Source organism: Paenibacillus sp. AGC31, assembly GCF_057334655.1.
This window is the reverse complement of the sequence record NZ_JBHFJH010000041.1, coordinates 12,314-32,598: the sequence shown is the minus strand read 5'-3', so window position 1 is coordinate 32,598 and position 20,285 is coordinate 12,314. Positions and strand designations below refer to the sequence as shown.

Below are 20,285 nucleotides of genomic sequence, written 5' to 3'. Positions count from 1 at the left end.
GTCACCCAGTTTCCAGTGCGATCCGGGGTTGAGCCCCGGGATTAAACACCAGACTTAAATGACCGCCTGCGCGCGCTTTACGCCCAATAATTCCGGACAACGCTTGCCCCCTACGTATTACCGCGGCTGCTGGCACGTAGTTAGCCGGGGCTTTCTTCTCAGGTACCGTCACCTTGAGAGCAGTTACTCTCCCAAGCGTTCTTCCCTGGCAACAGAGCTTTACGATCCGAAAACCTTCATCACTCACGCGGCATTGCTCCGTCAGGCTTTCGCCCATTGCGGAAGATTCCCTACTGCTGCCTCCCGTAGGAGTCTGGGCCGTGTCTCAGTCCCAGTGTGGCCGATCACCCTCTCAGGTCGGCTACGCATCGTCGCCTTGGTGAGCCGTTACCCCACCAACTAGCTAATGCGCCGCAGGCCCATCCCCAAGTGACAGATTGCTCCGTCTTTCCAGTTTCCTTCAGGCGAAGGAAACAACTATTCGGTATTAGCTACCGTTTCCGGTAGTTGTCCCAAACTTGAGGGCAGGTTGCCTACGTGTTACTCACCCGTCCGCCGCTAAGTATCAAGGAAGCAAGCTTCCTATCAACTCCGCTCGACTTGCATGTATTAGGCATGCCGCCAGCGTTCGTCCTGAGCCAGGATCAAACTCTCCAATAAAATATTGAAAAGAGCGATAAGCTCATTTTGAATCTGACGAGATTAAAAATCTCATTTGTGCTCCAGTCGATTCAAGCCAAGGCTTGTCTTCAACTTTTGCGTTCATTCTGCAAGCAGAATGTTTACTCACTCGTTGTTCAGTTTTCAAAGATCAAACTTATTTCGTCACCGAATGTCGTTCTCTTCAGCAACTCTTATATAATATCATGTCCGAACCAACTTTGCAAGCTCTTTTTTTCAAGTTTCTTTCGAAGCTTATTTCATTTGCTTGCCGCACCGTGTATCTCGTGTTTTTTTGGCCGGAAATAGAATATACCATGTAGAACATACACTTGTAAAGAGTTAATTTCAAAACATATCAAATCCACGATCTAACCATATTAAGGACCTTTAATCTACAATGAACTCTTAAGTTCAATTGTATTATCCTGCAACTTGATCTTCTTTATTTAATCTGTCTTTGTTCTATATATAAGAAGGTAACCCTCTCAACTCTTATATTCGAGACAAAAGGGTTACCTTCTATAGTAATCTATATTTATTTACGTTCTACTTTATATCCTTTATCCTCAAGCAGTTTCACGATGCCGTGATCGCCCAAGTAGTGTGCCGCACCAACAACAATGAAATATTCCTCACCTTTGCCGTTTTTCAAGTAACCATCGATTTTGTCCGCCATACCAATGTTACGATCAACCAGCATTGCTTTGTTATATTCCTCGTTAGTGGAGAAGCTGTTTGTCAGTTCAAGCAGTTGCTCGTCATTACCCGTTTTCCACATCTCAGCCATTTCTTTCACACTGTTATCCAACACGTCGAAGTTTTCGATTGTCGCTTTCAGTGTTTCCTCTTGTGTTTCTTTGGAAAAGTCGTTAAACATGCCAAGTTGAGATTGATAACTCTCCAACTCAATAACTGGAAGTTTGCGCTCGATCGCTTTCTGGATGAAATACAGATCCACTCCTGCTGACGCTTCGTATCCTGCCGTTGTGGACTTCAAACTTGCAAGTGTGCTCTCTACTACCCAAGGCTTAAATGCATCCAAAGCGTTAGACTCCAGACCATTTTTCTTCAATACATCACCCAGCTTAGTATACGTTTCACTGGAAATGTGCTCTTTCAGTGTTGTTCCATCTTGATACGAACCCAGACTTAAAACCAGCTTTTGCTGCTCTTCATCAGCTGCTTTGCTAATATCAATCTCTACCCCGAGATAGTCGGCTTCCGCAAACGCTTCTTCAAACTCCGGACGCAATGGATAGAAGCTCTCATCCGCAATATGCATGGACCCTACCAGATAGACCGTGTTACCATTGCTTTCAACTTCCCACATGAAGCCACGTCCACCAGTTTGCGAAGTTTCAGTTGCTCCCCCTTTGGATACCAACAGCACGGTGCGCGTTGCAGCATCCCAGCGAACTTCATAACCTGCAGCATCACCGACGATGCGGATTGGCGCATACGTTACACCGTTGATTCGTGTAAGCTTACTTTTGAGTGTAATCGTTTTGCCATCTACTACAGCCGTGATCGTATCATCTGTCGCAGTTGTTAGCTTCACGTCCATAGCATCCAGCGTAGTCCGCAGTGGAACTAATGTTGTACCTTTCTCCAGGATTGGTGCTCCTGTAGCATATTTCACAGCTTGGTCATTAACCTTGACGGAAGTTCCTTGTGGAGCAGCCATAGCTGGTACTGCAGATGCAAGCAAACCTACCGAGATTGTAAGAGATAAGAGCATGCGTTTCCAATTCTTCATATTATGTAATCTCCTTTATGGAATATAGTTGCCAATCCAATTTTTAATAGAATGGACATACTTAGATACTACGGTTGAAGATGGGAATTGGTGCCACTCCAAAAACGGAGCAGCACTTTATCCCTGCATTACACTCATTAGATAAGAAACAATACATACGAAACCGTCATATATGTTCGATGTTAGATATTCGTAAAATCCAAGCTATTCCATGATAAATAGATACTGATCAGTGCCAGGAAAAAGAACGCTATAGCAATCTTCCGATTACCCCGTAGCTTCACTCCATATGCGACGAAGAAAATAGCGATAGCTAATTTAGCGATGCTTTGGTAATAGCCCTGCTCTGAAAAGGCTGAACTACTGAATACAATGGAAAGTAGCAGTGTAGTCAGGATCAATGCTTTAAACCACAGAGGTTCCCTCAAAAACTGTATATAGAACCCTTTTAACTGCTGCATGATCGTCAACCCTCTCCTGAACTCGATTCAATATAACACCACCGACACAGCACACCACTAACAACCACATCACACACTACTACCTTCAAACACTCAATCTAGATCTTATAAGCCTTCATCGCTTTAAACAATTCCTTGAAGGTTGGGCGTTTACCGTACATCAACACACCTGTGCGATAAATTTTGGCTGCAAGCCATCCGAAGATGATAATGGATACAATGAGAATCGCTAAGGACGTTAGAATCTCCCAAGTTGGCGCAACTCCTGCGCCGATTCGTACCAGAATCGCGGTCGGCGACGTGAATGGAATGAAGCTTGCGATTTTCAACAAGAGAATGTTCGGCGTAGAAATACTGAAGATCGCAATATAGAAGGAAACAAGCGATAACATCGTAATCGGCAGAACAGCCTGACCGAGTTCTTCAGTACGGCTTACCATTGAACCAATGGCAGCAAACAACACGGCATACAGGAAGTAACCCAGGATGTAGAATATGAGTCCGTACACAATAACTGCACTATTCACATCACTCAGACTCATATTGAAATCACCTAATACTGCACGGTTATGCGGCAGCAAGATATTTCCGGCAACCACCGCTCCGAAGATCCCAATTTGCAGCATCCCCACCATGAAAATACCGATGATTTTACCAAACATCTGACTGAGCGGTGATACACTCGTAATCAGAATCTCCATAATACGCGAGCTCTTCTCAGCTGTGATCTCGGAGGCAATCATGTTACCTGTCATCATCGTCGAGGTAAACAGCAGGATGATCAGCAAGTACACCACAATATAGTTAATCGGGCTCATTGCACCTTCAGACTCAGTACCTGCTCCGCTCTCATCTGTACTCAAACTTTGCTCGGTGAGCTTCACAGGTGTTGTAATCAGTTCCTTCTGCTCCGCTGTGAGTACATCCTTCACAACCACATCCAGCTTTACACTCTGTAATGCCGCTTCAATGGATGCAATGATCTGAGGTGATACGTCATCTGCTGAATATAGAATGGGCTGCGGGAACTCTTGCCCGGAAACAGCTTCAAACTTCAGATAACCATCGGTAAGCCCTGCTTCCACATCCGCCGCAAGAGCAGCTTCATCTTTGTCACCACTGGCAATGAATCGATAGGCCTGATCTCCTTGAGCCGCAGAGAAGCTCTCCAGTTTCTCCGAAACTTCAGGCTGCCCTGTACTCAGAAGACCGATATTTACAGGATTACTGCTTGAAGCTCCACCAATGGAACCCCCATTAAATAAGGTAATGAAATACGGGACATTGAGTCCGATTGAAATTAAAAGTGCAAGTACAATGGTCGTCACCATGAATGATTTCGTTTTAACTTTGTTTTTAAATGTAAAACCCGTAATCGTTCCCATTTTATTCATTCGACTCACCTACCTCACGAATAAAGATTTGGTTAAGCGTTGGTTCCTTCAGTTCAAAGTGTTCCACTGTCGTTTGAGTCATCGCTGTTCTCAGAATCTCTTGAGCCGCTTCCACCTGACTAATATGTATCAGGTAACCGCGCTCATTCCGCTCGACTTTCTTCACACCAGACAACTGTTCGAGTCCTTCCACACTACCAATCGTACCCAGGAATACCTGTTCACGCGGATACCGGCTCTTGATCTCCTTGATCTCTCCTTGTACGACCGTGTTGGAACGATGCAGAATAGTAATCTGACGACACAACTCTTCAACGTGCTCCATACGGTGTGTTGAGAACAGGATTGCTGTACCTTCGTCACGCAATTCTTTGACGGTGGACTTGAGTAATTCCACGTTTACAGGATCCAGTCCACTGAACGCTTCATCCAGAATGAGAATCTGCGGTCTATGCACTACAGCCGCGATAAAGCCCATTTTCTGCTGATTACCTTTGGATAACTCCTCGATCTTTTTATCGTAATACTCAGGTACCTCAAACCGATTCAGCCAGTACTTGAGGCTCTGATCTGCGTCCTTGCCATTCATGCCACGAAGTCGTGCCAGGTAATTAATCTGTTCGCTGACTTTCACCTTCGGGTACAATCCGCGCTCTTCCGGAAGATAACCCATAATCTGTTGCAGCTCCGTATTATAGGGCTTGCCGTTGTACAGGATATTCCCTCCGTCCGGGTGAATCAGTCCGAGCACCATGCGCATTGTTGTTGTTTTACCTGCACCATTGGCTCCGAGCAGTCCGTAAATCTCCCCCTCTTTTACATTGAGCGTGACTCCATTAACGGCTGTTTTGTCTGCATATTGCTTGACGACTTGCTTCAATTCCAATCGGTTCATCATTTATCGTCTCCCTTCGGTTATTTCCACTGTACGGGTGCATACCCGGCAATCCAGAATGCCAGCACTTCATCCAATTCCAAGTTACGGATTTTCAATACCCGGTTATTGGACAGCTCCAGCCTCTCCTGCGCCTCGCTGACCCGGGTTGTAATTACGCGAACCAGACCGCCCTCTTCCAAAGAAGATTCCACAACACCAGGAATACTTTCTGGCCTTAAATCTCCTTCATACCAGACTTCCTTCCACTGATCGAGCACCATATCTTTCTCGGCCATCCCCAGCGACTGACCACGGTGCATCAATACGATGTAATCCGCAAGCCTTTTGACTTCGTCCGCAATATGTGTGGCAATCAGAATCGTGGTGTCTCCCCCCGCCATGAAGGTACGGAACTGCTCAACCATCACTTTCCAGGCAAAGGGGTCCAGTCCTGATGAAGGCTCATCCAAAAGTAATAGTCTTGGGCGAGCTGCAATTGCAGCTGCAATCTCAAATTTTCGCCGTTCTCCCTTGGACATCTTGTTCAGCTTCACATCAACAGGTACTTCCATTTCATGAATCAGTTGGTCGAACAACTTCATATCCCAACGTGGGTACCAGTACGCCCGGAAATGGGCTGCTTCCTGTGCTGTTATCCGGTTCTCTTCTGAACCAGCGTTATCTGCCACAAAACCAATCTGTTGTCTCAGTTCAATGGGAAGTGGCCCATCATGTTCCTGACCAAACCATATAATCTGCCCAGCATCTGGCAGTACCACTTGCTGCAGCATGTTAAGAAGGGTGCTTTTGCCTGAACCGTTGTGACCGAGAATAGCCACTATATACCCTTCCGGGATGGTCAGATCAATTGGGCCAATAACTCTGCGCTTTCGCATTTTGGATACGCCATTCAACTGAATTGCTATGGGTTCCACGTATGAATCACTCCCTTACTTCACGTAAATAGCCTTCAGGACTTCCCGGAACAGGCTCTCCATCTCTTCTTCCGTACAGCCTACCGATTTCCCGGACTGCACCGCTGCCTGCATCGCTTCTTGTGCGGCCTTTAATCTATAATTTTCTCTATCGCCGGCTTCTACTTGGGCCACAAATGTCCCTGTCCCCTGCTTCGTACGAAGCAAGCCTTCATTCTCCAGATCCTGATAGACCCGTCTAACCGTAATAACACTGCAATTCAGTGCTCCGGCGAACTCACGAATGGACGGCAAATGTGTTCCCTCCCCCAACTGACCCGTAATTATTAACGATCTTAACTGATTTTCAATTTGGTGATATAAAGGTTCAGCGCTATTTTCATTAATTTGAATGGGTATTTTCACATCTTGCACCTCGCCCTCCGGTACACTCCAGTCTGTTACCTGACCGTGCCGGTTTCATCCTGTATTCGTACATAAGCTCAATTCTCATTTTAATTCAAATCCCGATGAACCAGCTTCTTCAGCGTCAAGCGACTAAACAGCCATAATCCCGCTACACCAGCCACCAGAGCAATCCACATGATCGGGGAAAGCAGCCCCCATGATTTACTTCCATCCATTACAATCCGTAATCCGTAACTGCCTGACATTCGAATCAGTATGGATATGCCAATGGCGATGGGTATAAAAAGCGTACTGAGAAGCAAGTATTTCTTGCCACTGTTCAGAAACTCTCCGTAAATATACAATCCTGTTACCAAAAGGCCATAACCTGTACAGGTAAGGCTAAAGGCCAGGTACTGATCCCATCGGAATCCTTCGGCATGAAAGTTAACCACGTATAACGATCCGTAGAAAAAGATTCCATTGTACGTAAAAGCCATCAGAGACTGCTGTAGCCTGGACCACATCACCACTTGTTCAGGGATGGGAATTCTACGATAGTAGGCCAGCATCTGCGTATAAGAATCCTCCTGTATGTAACGGAAGGAGCGCCTGCAGAACATAAACCCTTGAAATGGCAACATGATTAAAAAGAAGGAATCCACTACTGGATTAATAATATCTGTCTGTTGTTGTCCTAAAAACATCACACCGCTCATGCCGCCAGTGTATATCATGAATAATGCAGACCATAGCCATTGGAGCCTATCCTTACTCATCTGGCTGCGGGTCAACCACCACGCCTGCTTCCATTCGTTCATATGCATGCCTGCCTTTCACCTGTCATTCACTCACTCATCTTGCTTACTGTGTTCACTGTGTTTACTGTATATATCAATATACACAGTATACAGACCAAATTCTCATCTCGTCAACCCCTAAATTTCCTGAATCAGGAAGATGGAATGGGACACTTTTCAAATTTACGTTAAAATAAACTATAGTACCGAATCAAAGAAAGGAAGGTTACAACTATGGATTGGCTGGTTGAGTTCGGGTTTGTCCTCCTTTTCCTCATTGTTGTCATCTGGTTGATCCTCCGGGATGAACCTCGTCGACATTCTGCCAAAAAAGGCAGACACCGCATCCGCCGTAACAACGGCTATACCGACTCTGCTTCGGGATATCCGGTCATTATGGGAGATGACTCCTACGATCGACATGCCAGACAGACACCGGATCACAAACATCATGATTCGGATTCTTCATCAGGCACACATTCTCATCACAACAGCGATAGTGGTAGCAGCAACGACAGCAGTGGAGGTGGCGGGGATTAGACTTCATTCCGCAAACACAAAAGAAGGGCTGTACCCATTATTGTGTAAACACAATTCGGGTACAGCCCTTTGCCGTTCTCTAGCACCTGTTAGAAGAAGAGGCCTTGGGATTATACGAGGTTATAACCACTAGGCAGACTGCGATCCCTGCGGATTGCGCGAATCTGAGCCAGCGTTAACCGTTGATTGGTGGAGATCAGGGATTCCACATCATTGCCACGGATCAGATCATCCAAATCTCTCAAGTTGGTGTTCCCTCGGAAGACACGGAATCCACCTTGGAAGTTAGGACGTGTAAACACAACGAGTGTTGCATTGGAACTTGTTGAGAAAAAGCGCAGGCTCTCCACCCCGTCCAAAATATTGTCCAGGTTACGAAGACCCGTGTTGCCACGATAGATGCGGCTTCTCCCTCTGTAGTTCTCTTCTGAATACACGGTAAGACGTGGATACGTCTGACTGACATTGACTGTTTTTTTCATTTTGTTTCCCCCTCTCGAAATCATTCTATGAATGAATGAGAGAGGGAGCGTGGACGAATCGTCTACTAGATTCGTCCATTTTCATATTTTCAGAAGGTTATAGTGACGCACGCCCGAGTAACCGGAGGGTTATATCTATACTTTTATACGCCGAGGATAACTTCCCATACCGGACGTGTATGACCACCAGGATATAAGAGGTATAGAAGAACATACACGACAACACCCGTTAGCGCTGATCCGAACCAGATCATGGACGTGAACTTGCCCCAGCGGCGATGTGTTCCGAACTTCTTTTTGAACCCCAGCACCAGTGTGGAGATGCCGAATATCGCTGCCACGGTAGCGAGGATAATATGAAAGATCAGAAATATCCGATAAAAGATCTCCAGATCCGGGTCCCCGCCCCAAGCCGTATTACCCACGAACACTGTACGAGACATATAGATTACAAAGAAGATTAGAGCTGCAATCGCACCTGCTACCATGGCGGACTGATGAGCCTCACGTTTACCCCGAATAATCAGTACCCATCCAATCCCCACCAGTACTGCACTAATCACAATGAAAGAAGTACTGATCGTTGGTAGCCAAAAATACATATCCATCGTGTGTTCCCCCTCTTGTCAGAACATTACTTCATTATTTGGCAGCCGGATTGAGCGGCCCCCCTGTGTCCCCTGCAGGATACGAATCATCATCATCTTCCTGCTTCTCTTTCCGATACCATTGGAAAAAGACATAAGCCAGCATGGAGGCAAAGATTCCTTCCTGAATAAACTTCATGACAATGCCACCGACCTGCTGATCTTCCTTCGCGGAAGACAGGAAGTTGAAGAACGCAGGCCCACCGAAGGAGCGAAGTAACGCCGTAGAATCTCCAGACACACAATACCGCATTGCTTCAGCCCATACTGCCGGGTTGCTGTACGTCTGATACAATGGCTCGGACGCAAAGATAATCAATCCGCACGCAGGCGTAAGCAGCACCATATTCAGAAAAATAAAACCGATCTTGGATAACCCCGATGCTTGTCTGCCTTCTGGCAACGGATTCAGCAATGTCCACCACATGAGCATCGAGGTGATGAACAATGCAATATAATACAATCGGTGAACGGTAAAATTCAGCATGACGTAATCATGTACAATCGGTAGGTGATACAGCGAGAACAGCCCGTTAAAGAGCACTGCCGCAACGATTGGATGAGCGAGGAACGATAGCTGTCGTGTAGGCAACCAGCGTACGACTCTGCGCCATACCCAGATCGGCAAACCTTTCATCATCAGCGGCGGAGCTACCAGGTAGGAGAACGCCATGCTCACCATGTGGAAGCTAAACATCACGTGACCAAGCAGATTAAATGGTCCAGCTTGAGCCAGATACAGGACAAACAGCCCTGTAATAAACATGATTTTCTGCACAGCAGTCGCAGGTACTGCATCCTTTATTTGCTCGCTTAACGGTCCCACAAGCACCAGATAAGCCGCAGCAATAATCAGAAATAAAGCCAATATAAGCGGACTCCATAAGTCGTTGAAGCTAAAATATTGCAACCCGAGCATACGGGAAACCTCCCCGTGACCTGATTTGGTTGTTGCCTTCATTTCTTTGTGAAGATTCATTCGCCAAAAAGGGGAAAAGACGGCGGCAATGCGCCGCCGCCATCTCTTTTACCACCAGACCCAATAGAGTGCCATAATGATGCACGTAAAGGCTACGAAAAAGCCAAAGGCCATGAACAAAATCGGCATCAAGTGCCCTTTGTCCTTCAAGTGCATCCAATAACCCAATTGAACGAATACTTGAAGAATAGCCATGACAAGCAAAATAATAATGATAAAGGTTGTGTTGACCCCTCCGGCAGAAGCAGCCGCAAACGCAATCAGCGTGAGAATAATGGAGAAGATAAACACCACGACGTGTTTCTGTGGCCCTTCCGTCCGGTGACGGTGTTTCACAGGCTGTTGATCTGTCTTATCCTGTGCCGACATGTGTTACCCCACCTTTCCGAGCAGGTACACGACCGTAAAGATGAACACCCAGACCACGTCAATAAAGTGCCAGTACATTGCGGAGACGTATACTTTAGGTGCGGTTACGACCGTCAATCCTTTTTTGAACAGCTGACCGATAATGATTCCGATCCACACAATACCAAAAGCAACGTGGGCTCCGTGGAACCCTACCAGTGTGTAGAATGCTGAACTGAATGCACTCGTGGTCATGCCAAATTCTTTATGTTTCACATACTCGTAGAACTCGTAGATTTCCAGTGCGAGAAATCCCATACCAAGTACTACCGTGATGCCAAGCCACAACGCCAATGCATCTCGCTTACCCTTATGCATGGCCTGAATCGCAAATACACTCGTCAAACTACTGACCAGGAGAATGAAAGTTGCAGCGGCCACGAGTGGCAGGTGGAACAGTTCATTCGCCGTAGGTCCATCATTGGTTTGGCCACGAAGAGCCAGGAAGGTAGCAAAGAGTGTACCGAACAGTACCGTCTCGCCGCCAAGGAACAGCCAGAAGGCGATAAGCTTGTTACGGCCTTCCAGCGTTGCTTTCTCCGGTTCATGCGGCAATTTGTCGTTCACCGGTTCGGCATGTGAGGTTGTCATGTTCTAGCCCCCTTCTCATCCTGATCCTCCGGTTCAATATGCCAGCCATGATCATCATAAAGTGAACGAAGTGCCATTGCACCAAATGTGATTACGAGACCAATAATAACTACAATATAATTGTTAAAAATGACGTTCATAAATGCATTACCAAATTCATCGTTACTGAACATCAAGCCAAGTCCGGCGATAAAGATACCTACTGACATTACAAACGGCAACGGCGTTGCTGAAGGCATATGAATCGAACCTACAGGCTCTGCCGGTGTCATCTCCGTATGTCCTGCCATTTTTTCCTTCCAATATGCATCAATTCCGCGTACCAGCGGCGTCTGCTTGAAATTATATTCCGGCGGCGGAGATGGAATAGACCATTCCAGTGTACGGCCGTCTTCCCATGGATCGTTTGGCGCACCAGCCGGTTTTCTCATTGTGATTACGATGTTCACGAGGAACATGATAACCCCAACACCCATTAGAAACGCACCGACGGAGCTGACCAGATTGAGCAGGTCAAAGTCCTGATTCGGCAAATATGTAACGATCCGGCGCTGCATCCCCATCAGACCGAGGAAATGCTGTACAAAGAACGTTAATTGGAAACCGATCATAAACGTCCAGAACGTCCATTTTCCCAGTGTTTCACTGAGAATACGTCCGAACATCTTCGGCCACCAGTAATGTAATCCTGAGAACAATCCAAGTACGAGTCCCCCTACAATAACGTAGTGGAAGTGGGCTACAACAAAGTACGTATCATGGAACTGGAAGTCTGCCGGAGCAGATGCCAGCATAACGCCTGTAACACCACCCATAACGAAGGTTGGGACGAATCCAACTGCGAACAGGTTTGCCGCGGTAAAGCGGATCTGTCCACCCCACATCGTAAAGAGCCAGTTAAAGATTTTGATCCCGGTAGGTACGGCAATCAACATCGTGGAGATGGAGAAAAGCGCGTTTGCTACATTACCCAGACCGGTTGTAAACATGTGATGCGCCCATACCATGAAGCCCAGGAAGGCAATCAGGATGGTGGCAAATACCATGGAGCTGTATCCGAACAACCGTTTACGCGAGAAGGTCGGGATAACCTCCGAGATGATACCAAATGCCGGCAAAATCAGAATGTATACTTCCGGGTGCCCGAAGATCCAGAAGATATGCTGCCAGAGTACCGGGTTACCGCCACCTGCGACATCGAAGAAATTTGCTCCCAGTATACGGTCAAACGTCAAAAGTACAAGCCCCACCGTGATGGCAGGAAACGCAAAAAGGATAATGGCAGATGTAATAAATGTTGTCCATGTAAACATCGGCATCCGCATGTAGGACATGCCTGGAGCACGCATTGTAATAATCGTTGCGAGAAAGTTAATGCCCCCGATGAGCGTTCCCAGACCCGCGATCTGAAGGCCGATGGTGTAGAAATCCACACCATGCGTTCCACTGTACTCACTGCCCGAAAGCGGCGTATATGAGGTCCAGCCTGCATCCGGCGCTCCACCCATAACCCAGCTCAGGTTCAGCAGCAATCCACCAAACAGGAACGTCCAGAAACCCAGCGCGTTAAGAAACGGGAAAGCAACGTCCCGTGCCCCGATCTGCAAAGGCACGACAGCATTCATAATGGCAAAAATAAGTGGCATGACACCAAGGAAAATCATTGTTGTTCCATGCATTGTAATCAATTCGTTGAAGACCTGTGCCGATACAAAATCATTCATAGGCTTCATCAGTTGAATCCGAATCAAAATGGCTTCAATGCCGCCGATTCCAAAGAAAAATCCACCCGCAACCAAATAGAGAATGGCGATTTTTTTGTGATCGACGGTGGTGATCCAATCCATCAAGCCCCTGTACCTCTTGACGCTATGCGCATGAGCCAAGGTTGTGTACCCCCTTCTTCGTCCTTGCTGTTCTATTCATAGTCCAATTTGTAGTTGGCCAGATATTCGGCAATTCCGTCGATTTCTTCATCCGTCAACCCAAGATCTTTGGGATTCGGCATGGTATTGCCCGGCTTCACGGATTGTGGATCATGGAGCCATTCTTTCATGTTATCCAGTACCGGACTACCTTCTTCCTGTCCCTCGCGAGAATTCAGCAAAATGCCTGCGACAGATTCCTTGCCGCCTATTCCCGTCAGGTTAGGTGCAACCGGTCCACCTTGGTCACCAACAGCGTGGCAAGAAAGGCAGTTTGTTTTGAACTTTTCGGCCAATTGAGTATCTTCAGGAAGGACTGCGGGTGCTTTCATCTGGTTCACCCATCTGTCAAACGATTCCTGACTCACTGCTTTTACCTTAAACTCCATGAAAGCATGTGATCTGCCACATAACTCGGCACATTTACCGCGGTAAACGCCTTCATTCGGTGCAGAGAAACTGAACTTGTTAAGTGTTCCATCCGGGTTTGTGTCCATTTTGCCCGCAAGTGACGGCACCCAGAAGGAGTGAAGCACGTCAGCGGTTTTTAATTCGAATGCGATTTTGGTTCCGGTCGGGATGATGAGATCTTGAGCGGTGGTTACGTCATATTGAGGATAAGTGAATTCCCACCAGTACTGATGCGAGGTGACTTGGACCTTAAGTGCGTTTTTGTCATTGGACAGATCTTCGCCTTGGGCAAAAATCGTTTGGACCGTCGGTACTGCCAGAACAATAACCAGCAATAACGGAATGGCTGTCCATATTACTTCCAGCTTGAAATTACCTTCAACCTGTTCGGGCATCTCAGTCTGCCCGGCTCGTCTACGAAACCGGATCAGAACATAGGCCGCTATGGCAAATACAATGATGAGCACCACGATCATAATCGCGATGGATAACTTCATCAGATCATATTGGCCTTGCGCTACAGGACCCTGAGGTTTCATTACCGACAAGTCTTCCCGCCCGCATGCGGATAGCAGCAAAGAGAACACCGCCAGCAAGGGGAGAATTCGCTTTGCAACCTGCCACTGTTTCATCATTGATCTACCCCACTTTTTTACGTTTTCGTAGATTACCGTTGTCGTTCGGTAGAAAGGCAACAAAAGGTACGTTTCAGCACGATACGCATAATCCTCTTCATCATACAGAACGCTTCCAAAAATAACGCTTCCAGTACTCCCGTGATTTCCTGCTCAGGGCATGTCTGCGCATTCTTCCAATTCATTCTATATGCTTCAATCACTTATTAAATATAAGTTGAGGGTATGATTTTGTCAATCTTTGGACACATGTTCACAAATTGTTCACTTTATGTAAAAAACCGCTCTGCAACTTGATTTGCAAACGATTTCAGTTAAAAGTATTACACTCTACATTTGAAAATTTTTGCCAAATTTCGGTGATAAAACTCGATTTATTGGTGATTTTTCTCACATTGAAAACATGTGCTATTATGCAAAAAAAAGATCAGAATTTATGGAAAACCTCTTCCATATCCATTCAGAAGACAAGCCTATCGCTCCATACCGCTATCTTCAAGCTCAAAACAGCATGGAGCATGTCGGAGAAAGTTCAACTCAAGTCCTCTTCTTCACTGACTTCATCTCACGTGCCATCGGTCAGAATCAAGGGGCCATTCCCAGTAATCGCAACCGTATGCTCATACTGGACCCCCCAGCTGCCATCTACCGTCCTTACCGTCCATCCATCTTCATCCCACACAACGGCCCCGGAACTGCCTTTTGTAAAGATGGGTTCAATCGTAATAACCATGCCCTCTGTGAGCATCGTGCCCGTTCTGCGTTTGCCATAAGGCAACACATTTGGCGGTTCATGAATATATTGACCAATTCCATGGCCAATGAGAGGCTTCACAATACCGTACCGATACAACCTGGCTGTTCGTTCAATGGCACTTCCAATATCTCCGAGTGTATTTCCTGGAACTGCCTGGGCAATCGCCCGCTCAAGGGCCTTCTCCGTTCGTCTCATCAGCTTGCGAATGGATCTGCTTGTTTCGCCAATTCCATATGTCCAGGCCGAGTCAGCAAGCCAGCCGTCTTTGTTCACCACCATATCGATGGTCACTACATCCCCGCTGGCCAGCTCCTCTTCCCCAGGAAATCCGTGGCAGACCACTTCATTAACAGAGGCACACGTCGCGTACGGATATCCTTTATATCCTTTTTGCTCCGGTGTGGCTCCTCGTGCTGCCAGAAACTCTTCCACCCGCTCATTAATCTCTGCTGTCGTGATACCGGGGATCATCCACTGCTCAATATGCTGGTGACAACTTCGCAAAATTCGTCCAGCTTCCCGCATGTAGCCAATCTCTTCTTTGGTTTTCAAAATAGGGTCCACATGCATTCATCCTTCCCGCTGTAGGTGTACTCCCATATATATGCAGCAGGAACGCAAAAAAAACCGCCTGCCGGAGCTTATCGCCCGGGAGACGGTTCTATTCATTATCGGAACAGTATAATCAGAGTTGTGTGTTGTTTCAGGACACGGAAGAATCCATCTTGACAAGCTCATGCTCAACCACAGAAGTCAATTCTTCCTCGTATCCACCCGTAATCCGGTATTTTCTCACGTACTCCTTCACGAATTTTTTTGGATCTTTAGGACGGAAAATCCGAGTCATTTCCCTCAAACTTTCTTTGACCTCATTGTGACCTTTCGTTGCCATTGTAATTCCCTCCCAAAACGTTGAAAGTGAATGCTCCGTTTAGAGAATGCCGAATAAGTCTTAAATGCCATCCATGAAGTTGTGTGCGCGGCTTAAAGCAAGCTTTAGGTCGGGAACCTCGCTAGAAAGCAAGTACCTGACACTATAAATACCCGATATGATTCGGAATGAATCATAATCTTATTGTAGCATATTCGGAAGTATCTTACGACTTGACGATTTCCTCTAATAAATATAACGGTTTTCATGCCCAAAAAGTTTAATTCCGAATCATATGTTATGAATGCCGCCATTCTATACGGAATTAATATATCCAGCATAACACTGAACTATTCGGGGGATATTATCACGGACAACCCATACAGTTAAATTACTGGTATCCAAAGGAGGCGTCGTCTCATGGACCGCAAAGAACAGGATATGCTGCCCCTTTCGCATGAAAAGGTGGAAGTAGACGGAGTTTACATTAATGAAGCTGGACGTGAGGAACATCTGCACCGAGGGCAACATTTCCCGGCCGATCCCGTTCTTGGCAAATCGGAATGGAAACTGACCGAATATGCATTTGATAATCACCACGAAGGACGAACCGATGAACGTTTGGTTCCCAAAGAAAACGACACCGATAAAAAAGGCAAGATCGACAGCCCACGCAGACAGTTTCAGGGTGGGTAGTGATTATTTTTGTTAGAAGTACCGAGTTCTTCATCCGGACAGGGGCAGATCATGCTGTAACTCAGCTGATCCTGTCCCTGTTTCATGTTTTTGACTGTTCTTTCACTCCATCCTATTATAGGCAAATAAATTCATCGGTTCAGTTCTGTCCACCTCTCTCATAGCCTAGTTAAAAAGGTCAAAGGAGGCTGGACCGGATGTCCCCCATGAAATCGTCTAGCGGTCTGGATGAAAATATTGCTGGCATGCTTTGTTATCTGTTTACCTTTGTAGGTGGGATTGTCTTTCTCGCTGTGGAGAAGCGGAGTCGGTTTGTGTTATTTCATGCACTGCAATCTGTAACGGTCTTTGGCATCATTATGGTCGGGCATGTATTATCAGCTTTCCTTCCGTTGTTCGGACCACTGGTGGCATCGCTGCTATCCCTGCTCGGTGTAGTGGTCTGGCTGGTTATGGTCGTTACCAGCCTGCAGGGGAAGTGGCTAAAACTGCCGTGGGTTGGCGATTTTGCAGAGAAACAGTTGCGTCATCTGTAATCCCCGCTCATCATAGTTAAATAAAACAAAAAACACCGAAGACACAACTCTGTTGAGCCTGTATCTTCGGTGTTTCGCATCTAAAAGTGTCTCTTTCATTCGTTCATGCGCTGGAACATTCATAGCATAAACGATGTATATCATAAACCATTCATGCTGTATATCATCATGATTAACCTGATTCATTATTCATCTTGTGAATCGTCTATTAAAAACAGTTAACATAACAATCCTGCTGCACGAAAAGCCTGGCCTAATTCGGCTAATTAAGCTGACTTGCCCGCCTCTCCAAGGATGGCATCTGCCTGTTGTTCAGCCATCTTGGCAGCTGTTTCCTTGGTGCCCAGACCATTAAACAGCAGGTTCATGAAGATCGCCGTGAAACTGCCTGCAATGATACCATTACCGAGCATAATCTGAGCCCAAGCCGGTGCACCTGCGAACAACTCAGGCACAACGGTAACCCCAAGCCCCATACCTACAGAACAAGCGATGACAAACAGATTCTCATGTCGGTTCAGATCAACCTGACTGCCGATAATTCGAATGCCTGATGATACCACCATGCCAAACAAGGCCACCATAGCTCCGCCAAGTACTGCCCCTGGAACGAGCTGTGCGAGGGCTGCAATTTTGGGTACAAATCCAATGACCACCAGGATTCCACCAGCCACCACAATGACATCACGCGTCTTCACACGTGTCATCTGTACCAGTCCTACATTTTGCGAATACGTTGTATACGGGAATGAGTTGAAAATACCGCCTAACACAATAGCCAGACCTTCCGCACGATAACCACGGGCCAGATCCTTGGAGGACAAGTCCTTGTCCAGGATTTTGCCAAGAGCCATAAATACACCTGTGGACTCTGCCACGCTGACAATCGCCACCAGAATCATCGTCAGAATCGGTACAATCTCAAACGTCGGTCTGCCGAAGTAAAACGGCTGAACAACGTGGAACCAACTTGCATCGCGAATAGGTGCAAAATTAACCTCACCCATGAACCCTGCTGCCACTGTACCTACCAGCAGACCAATCAGTACCGAGATGGAACGGATAAAACCGGTTGTGAATCGAGTCATTAGAATGATAAAGAGCAACACGCCGAAACCGAGCATGAGATTAACTCCGCTGCCGAAATCTTCTGACCCCTGACCGCCGCCCAGATCGTGGAAAGCAACCGGAATCAAGGTCAAACCGATGATCGTAACCACCGAACCCGTAACCACGGGTGGAAAGAGCCGAATAAGCTTCCCAAAGATTCCAGAGAAGATCAATACGAACAGCCCTGAAGCGATGATCGCTCCGTAAATGGCAGATACTCCACTGTTCATCCCGATCAGGATCATCGGAGACACGGCCTGGAATGCACAACCGAGCATGACAGGCAGCCCTACGCCGAAATATTTATTTCCCCATACCTGAAGCAGTGTAGCCACACCACATGCGAGCAGGTCAATGGCAATGAGATAGGTTAGTTGTTCCTGTGTAAAACCCAATGCGTTACTAACGATCAATGGGACAACGACGGCTCCTGCATACATCGCAAGCACATGCTGTAGTCCGAGGGAGAACGTTTTGATTGGATGCCGATGCCGTTGAAAAATACGCTCGCGTGCCATATTAGTTCGTGCCCTCCTCGTCCGCAAATGTAACCTGTCCATCCGACAGTGCCCCGATACGAACCAGCGATTCCACTCGGTATCCTGCTTCTTTCAGCAAGCGACCTCCCGGCTGGAATGCTTTCTCAATAACAATACCGATACCCACCACTTCGGCTCCAACCTGCTCCACAATGCGAGCCAGACCAAATGCTGCTTCACCATTCGCCAGAAAATCATCAATGATCAGCACACGATCACCAGGCTTCATGAATTTCTTGGCAACGGTAATTTCATTGGTCTCCTGCTTCGTGAAGGAGTAGACCTTCTCCACCAGAATGTCTTCTGTCAGTGTGAGCGACTTCTGCTTCCGAGCAAAGATCAGCGGCACGTTAAGCTCCAACGCAGTCATGATGCCCGGTGCGATCCCTGACGACTCAATTGTCAGCACACGTGTGATATTCTCACCTTCAAAGCGGCGAATGAATTCCTTGCCCACTTCCTTCATCAAAACCGGGTCCATCTGGTGGTTCAGGAATGAATCCACTTTGAGTACTTGCTCGGACAGGACAATGCCTTCCTGTCTTACCTTGTCTTTTAACAATTGCATTGTAATTCTTCCCCCTGAATGCCCTCCGCACAGTAGCTTACAAGCTCTTCCAATCGCATGGTAAAAAAGCAAAAAGCCCGCCTTTTCACACGCTGCGGAATAACCGGAGACGGGAAAGACGGACTTGTACATATATGGACAAGCCGTATGGATGCTGCAAGTGTGCTGGATGGACAGAATGACAAGAGTTCAATCCTGTTGTGAGAAACCTCAAACAGTGTAATCGGAAACAGATAAACCACTTGAACCTGCTCTTCTGTCAAACTGCCCTGAGAATGAATGATCTCATGCCAACCATACAAAACATTACAACATCTTTCCCGTAGTCCGATCATTCCGGTGATCGGGTAGAGACATGCAGGCCTATTCCTGCACATATACGAGTAACGGCATATTTAATTTTTTGGCTCCATGATTCGTTACAATGTATGATCGCGAACCTGAATATAAATGGTTAAACATAACTGACAATGTTAGAAGTATACCGAATCGGCGGCGTGAAATAAAGAAGTATTTTCATGGAAGTTGCGGAAACTTGTCTTAATTTGCAAACAGGGGGTGATTGGAATCACTTTTTTATGTACAATATGAGAACGGAAGCGCGGAACTGAACGGAGAATGGATGGAACCGCGGCCTATATTTTGAATTGAATGATCAAAGGAGATATGCAAACATGAAAGGCGTACTTAAAGAATTCAAGGAATTTGCCGTCCGCGGCAACGTCATCGATCTGGCGGTCGGTGTTATTATCGGGGCTGCTTTTGGTAAAATCGTCACATCCCTTGTGAATGATATCATCATGCCCCCGGTTGGAAAACTGCTTGGAGGGGTTGATTTCAGCCAGAAGATTTTCAATCTGGATTGGGATATGAAAACCGCCAGCGGGCAGGAAATCAAGACATTAGCACAAGCCAACGAAGCTGGCGCAACCGTAATTGCTTACGGGCAGTTCATCAACGTCATGATTGATTTTATTATCGTTGCTTTCTGTATTTTCATGCTTGTTAAAGGTATCAACTACATCAAAAGCAAAGAACACAAAAAGCCCGAGCCGCAAAAAACGACCAAGGCTTGCAAGTATTGCCTATCGGAAATTCCAGCCGCGGCTACCCGCTGCTCGCACTGTACTTCAGAACTGGAAGCAGAAGGAACCGGCGCTCTAGCATAATCACAATGAACGTTTAAAGACGCACCGAGTTGAATTACGGATCTAAATCCTGATGCGGGGGACAACCTCTTACTTGCTAGGGTGTATGTATGAAAAGCTAGCCATATGGGCTTCATTAACAATGGGTTGCGTAGGTTAAAGGTTTGAA

Annotated in this window: 22 protein-coding genes, 1 rRNA gene and 1 riboswitch; of the genes, 4 read left to right on the top strand and 19 right to left on the bottom strand. The window is 46.7% G+C overall.

Going from position 1 to position 20,285, the window contains the following annotated elements; translation table 11 throughout:
* From ACE04G_RS25450 to ACE04G_RS25415, 8 genes are all read right to left on the bottom strand, one after another.
* A 16S ribosomal RNA gene (locus ACE04G_RS25450) occupies positions 1-660 on the bottom strand; the annotation flags it as partial.
* Between the two features lie 538 nt (positions 661-1,198).
* Positions 1,199-2,419: a TraB/GumN family protein gene (locus tag ACE04G_RS25445; protein ID WP_449005125.1), complete on the bottom strand. Its 1,221-nt coding sequence runs from the start codon at positions 2,417-2,419 to the stop codon at positions 1,199-1,201.
* Between the two features lie 182 nt (positions 2,420-2,601).
* Positions 2,602-2,880 (bottom strand): hypothetical protein, encoded by a 279-nt coding sequence (locus tag ACE04G_RS25440; protein WP_339299080.1) that lies wholly within the window; start codon positions 2,878-2,880, stop codon positions 2,602-2,604.
* A gap of 98 nt (positions 2,881-2,978) precedes the next feature.
* Positions 2,979-4,274, bottom strand: coding sequence for an ABC transporter permease (locus tag ACE04G_RS25435; protein WP_449005124.1), 1,296 nt, complete (start codon positions 4,272-4,274; stop codon positions 2,979-2,981).
* Positions 4,267-5,169 (bottom strand): ABC transporter ATP-binding protein, encoded by a 903-nt coding sequence (locus tag ACE04G_RS25430; protein ID WP_036668607.1) that lies wholly within the window; start codon positions 5,167-5,169, stop codon positions 4,267-4,269. Before ACE04G_RS25430 ends, ACE04G_RS25435 begins: the two co-directional genes overlap by 8 nt.
* Positions 5,170-5,189: 20 nt before the next feature.
* The gene (locus ACE04G_RS25425; RefSeq protein ID WP_449005123.1) at positions 5,190-6,086 is read right to left on the bottom strand and encodes an ATP-binding cassette domain-containing protein; all 897 of its coding nucleotides are present in this window, start codon (positions 6,084-6,086) and stop codon (positions 5,190-5,192) included.
* Between the two features lie 15 nt (positions 6,087-6,101).
* Entirely contained in the window at positions 6,102-6,491 is a 390-nt protein-coding gene (locus tag ACE04G_RS25420) for a GntR family transcriptional regulator (RefSeq protein ID WP_036613231.1), read from the bottom strand.
* An 89-nt stretch (positions 6,492-6,580) separates the two neighbouring features.
* Positions 6,581-7,294 carry a hypothetical protein gene (locus ACE04G_RS25415; protein ID WP_339181646.1) on the bottom strand — a complete coding sequence of 238 codons (714 nt, stop codon included), beginning with the start codon at positions 7,292-7,294 and terminating at the stop codon, positions 6,581-6,583.
* A gap of 213 nt (positions 7,295-7,507) precedes the next feature.
* Here ACE04G_RS25415 and ACE04G_RS25410 point away from each other — a divergent pair, with 213 nt between their 5' ends.
* Positions 7,508-7,813 (top strand): hypothetical protein, encoded by a 306-nt coding sequence (locus ACE04G_RS25410; protein ID WP_449005122.1) that lies wholly within the window; start codon positions 7,508-7,510, stop codon positions 7,811-7,813.
* A 110-nt stretch (positions 7,814-7,923) separates the two neighbouring features.
* Here ACE04G_RS25410 and ACE04G_RS25405 read toward each other — a convergent pair whose 3' ends face one another.
* From ACE04G_RS25405 to ACE04G_RS25365, 9 genes are all read right to left on the bottom strand, one after another.
* A complete protein-coding gene (locus ACE04G_RS25405; RefSeq protein WP_036613171.1) occupies positions 7,924-8,295 on the bottom strand; it encodes a hypothetical protein in 372 nt (123 codons plus the stop codon).
* A 143-nt stretch (positions 8,296-8,438) separates the two neighbouring features.
* On the bottom strand, positions 8,439-8,903 hold the full coding sequence (locus tag ACE04G_RS25400) for a DUF420 domain-containing protein (RefSeq protein WP_036613174.1): 465 nt from the start codon (positions 8,901-8,903) through the stop codon (positions 8,439-8,441).
* 34 nt (positions 8,904-8,937) lie between these two features.
* Positions 8,938-9,861, bottom strand: a complete 924-nt coding sequence (gene ctaG / locus ACE04G_RS25395; RefSeq protein ID WP_449005126.1) for a cytochrome c oxidase assembly factor CtaG — start codon at positions 9,859-9,861, stop codon at positions 8,938-8,940.
* A gap of 108 nt (positions 9,862-9,969) precedes the next feature.
* Positions 9,970-10,290 (bottom strand): cytochrome C oxidase subunit IV family protein, encoded by a 321-nt coding sequence (locus ACE04G_RS25390; RefSeq protein ID WP_036613178.1) that lies wholly within the window; start codon positions 10,288-10,290, stop codon positions 9,970-9,972.
* 3 nt (positions 10,291-10,293) lie between these two features.
* Positions 10,294-10,920 (bottom strand): cytochrome c oxidase subunit 3, encoded by a 627-nt coding sequence (locus tag ACE04G_RS25385; RefSeq protein WP_047840264.1) that lies wholly within the window; start codon positions 10,918-10,920, stop codon positions 10,294-10,296.
* Positions 10,917-12,767: a cytochrome c oxidase subunit I gene (gene ctaD, locus ACE04G_RS25380; protein ID WP_397376306.1), complete on the bottom strand. Its 1,851-nt coding sequence runs from the start codon at positions 12,765-12,767 to the stop codon at positions 10,917-10,919. The genes ACE04G_RS25385 and ctaD overlap by 4 nt, the downstream gene beginning before the upstream one ends.
* 71 nt (positions 12,768-12,838) lie before the next feature.
* Positions 12,839-13,891: a cytochrome c oxidase subunit II gene (gene coxB / locus ACE04G_RS25375; RefSeq protein WP_047840266.1), complete on the bottom strand. Its 1,053-nt coding sequence runs from the start codon at positions 13,889-13,891 to the stop codon at positions 12,839-12,841.
* A gap of 565 nt (positions 13,892-14,456) precedes the next feature.
* A complete protein-coding gene (gene map, locus ACE04G_RS25370) occupies positions 14,457-15,218 on the bottom strand; it encodes a type I methionyl aminopeptidase (protein WP_091038334.1) in 762 nt (253 codons plus the stop codon).
* 133 nt (positions 15,219-15,351) lie between these two features.
* A complete protein-coding gene (locus ACE04G_RS25365; protein ID WP_017690840.1) occupies positions 15,352-15,540 on the bottom strand; it encodes a hypothetical protein in 189 nt (62 codons plus the stop codon).
* A 399-nt stretch (positions 15,541-15,939) separates the two neighbouring features.
* Here ACE04G_RS25365 and ACE04G_RS25360 point away from each other — a divergent pair, with 399 nt between their 5' ends.
* Together ACE04G_RS25360 and ACE04G_RS25355 are read left to right on the top strand one after the other, a co-directional pair.
* Positions 15,940-16,215, top strand: a complete 276-nt coding sequence (locus ACE04G_RS25360; RefSeq protein ID WP_076215507.1) for a transposase — start codon at positions 15,940-15,942, stop codon at positions 16,213-16,215.
* Positions 16,216-16,412: 197 nt separating this feature from the next.
* Positions 16,413-16,751: a DUF4870 domain-containing protein gene (locus ACE04G_RS25355; protein WP_237177728.1), complete on the top strand. Its 339-nt coding sequence runs from the start codon at positions 16,413-16,415 to the stop codon at positions 16,749-16,751.
* Between the two features lie 266 nt (positions 16,752-17,017).
* On the opposite strand, the gene ACE04G_RS25350 is transcribed toward ACE04G_RS25355, so the two are convergent.
* Positions 17,018-18,379 (bottom strand): nucleobase:cation symporter-2 family protein, encoded by a 1,362-nt coding sequence (locus ACE04G_RS25350; RefSeq protein ID WP_449005121.1) that lies wholly within the window; start codon positions 18,377-18,379, stop codon positions 17,018-17,020.
* A 1-nt stretch (position 18,380) separates the two neighbouring features.
* Positions 18,381-18,968, bottom strand: a complete 588-nt coding sequence (locus tag ACE04G_RS25345) for a xanthine phosphoribosyltransferase (RefSeq protein WP_036613196.1) — start codon at positions 18,966-18,968, stop codon at positions 18,381-18,383.
* A gap of 303 nt (positions 18,969-19,271) precedes the next feature.
* Positions 19,272-19,371: riboswitch (purine riboswitch) on the bottom strand.
* Positions 19,372-19,642: 271 nt separating this feature from the next.
* Between ACE04G_RS25345 and mscL the strand changes: the two genes are divergently transcribed.
* Positions 19,643-20,137 (top strand): large conductance mechanosensitive channel protein MscL, encoded by a 495-nt coding sequence (gene mscL, locus ACE04G_RS25340; RefSeq protein WP_091038329.1) that lies wholly within the window; start codon positions 19,643-19,645, stop codon positions 20,135-20,137.
* Positions 20,138-20,285 lie beyond the last annotated feature (148 nt).

Bases quoted from the DNA above. Each gene is read 5' to 3' on its own strand.
- ACE04G_RS25445 (WP_449005125.1), bottom strand. From the start codon at position 2,419: ATGAAGAATTGGAAACGCATGCTCTTATCTCTTACAATCTCGGTAGGT.
- ACE04G_RS25440 (WP_339299080.1), bottom strand. From the start codon at position 2,880: ATGCAGCAGTTAAAAGGGTTCTATATACAGTTTTTGAGGGAACCTCTG.
- ACE04G_RS25435 (WP_449005124.1), bottom strand. From the start codon at position 4,274: ATGAATAAAATGGGAACGATTACGGGTTTTACATTTAAAAACAAAGTT.
- ACE04G_RS25430 (WP_036668607.1), bottom strand. From the start codon at position 5,169: ATGAACCGATTGGAATTGAAGCAAGTCGTCAAGCAATATGCAGACAAA.
- ACE04G_RS25415 (WP_339181646.1), bottom strand. From the start codon at position 7,294: ATGAACGAATGGAAGCAGGCGTGGTGGTTGACCCGCAGCCAGATGAGT.
- ACE04G_RS25410 (WP_449005122.1), top strand. From the start codon at position 7,508: ATGGATTGGCTGGTTGAGTTCGGGTTTGTCCTCCTTTTCCTCATTGTT.
- ACE04G_RS25405 (WP_036613171.1), bottom strand. From the start codon at position 8,295: ATGAAAAAAACAGTCAATGTCAGTCAGACGTATCCACGTCTTACCGTG.
- ACE04G_RS25400 (WP_036613174.1), bottom strand. From the start codon at position 8,903: ATGGATATGTATTTTTGGCTACCAACGATCAGTACTTCTTTCATTGTG.
- ctaG (WP_449005126.1), bottom strand. From the start codon at position 9,861: ATGCTCGGGTTGCAATATTTTAGCTTCAACGACTTATGGAGTCCGCTT.
- ACE04G_RS25390 (WP_036613178.1), bottom strand. From the start codon at position 10,290: ATGTCGGCACAGGATAAGACAGATCAACAGCCTGTGAAACACCGTCAC.
- ACE04G_RS25385 (WP_047840264.1), bottom strand. From the start codon at position 10,920: ATGACAACCTCACATGCCGAACCGGTGAACGACAAATTGCCGCATGAA.
- ctaD (WP_397376306.1), bottom strand. From the start codon at position 12,767: ATGGATTGGATCACCACCGTCGATCACAAAAAAATCGCCATTCTCTAT.
- coxB (WP_047840266.1), bottom strand. From the start codon at position 13,891: ATGATGAAACAGTGGCAGGTTGCAAAGCGAATTCTCCCCTTGCTGGCG.
- map (WP_091038334.1), bottom strand. From the start codon at position 15,218: ATGCATGTGGACCCTATTTTGAAAACCAAAGAAGAGATTGGCTACATG.
- ACE04G_RS25365 (WP_017690840.1), bottom strand. From the start codon at position 15,540: ATGGCAACGAAAGGTCACAATGAGGTCAAAGAAAGTTTGAGGGAAATG.
- ACE04G_RS25360 (WP_076215507.1), top strand. From the start codon at position 15,940: ATGGACCGCAAAGAACAGGATATGCTGCCCCTTTCGCATGAAAAGGTG.
- ACE04G_RS25355 (WP_237177728.1), top strand. From the start codon at position 16,413: ATGTCCCCCATGAAATCGTCTAGCGGTCTGGATGAAAATATTGCTGGC.
- ACE04G_RS25350 (WP_449005121.1), bottom strand. From the start codon at position 18,379: ATGGCACGCGAGCGTATTTTTCAACGGCATCGGCATCCAATCAAAACG.
- ACE04G_RS25345 (WP_036613196.1), bottom strand. From the start codon at position 18,968: ATGCAATTGTTAAAAGACAAGGTAAGACAGGAAGGCATTGTCCTGTCC.
- mscL (WP_091038329.1), top strand. From the start codon at position 19,643: ATGAAAGGCGTACTTAAAGAATTCAAGGAATTTGCCGTCCGCGGCAAC.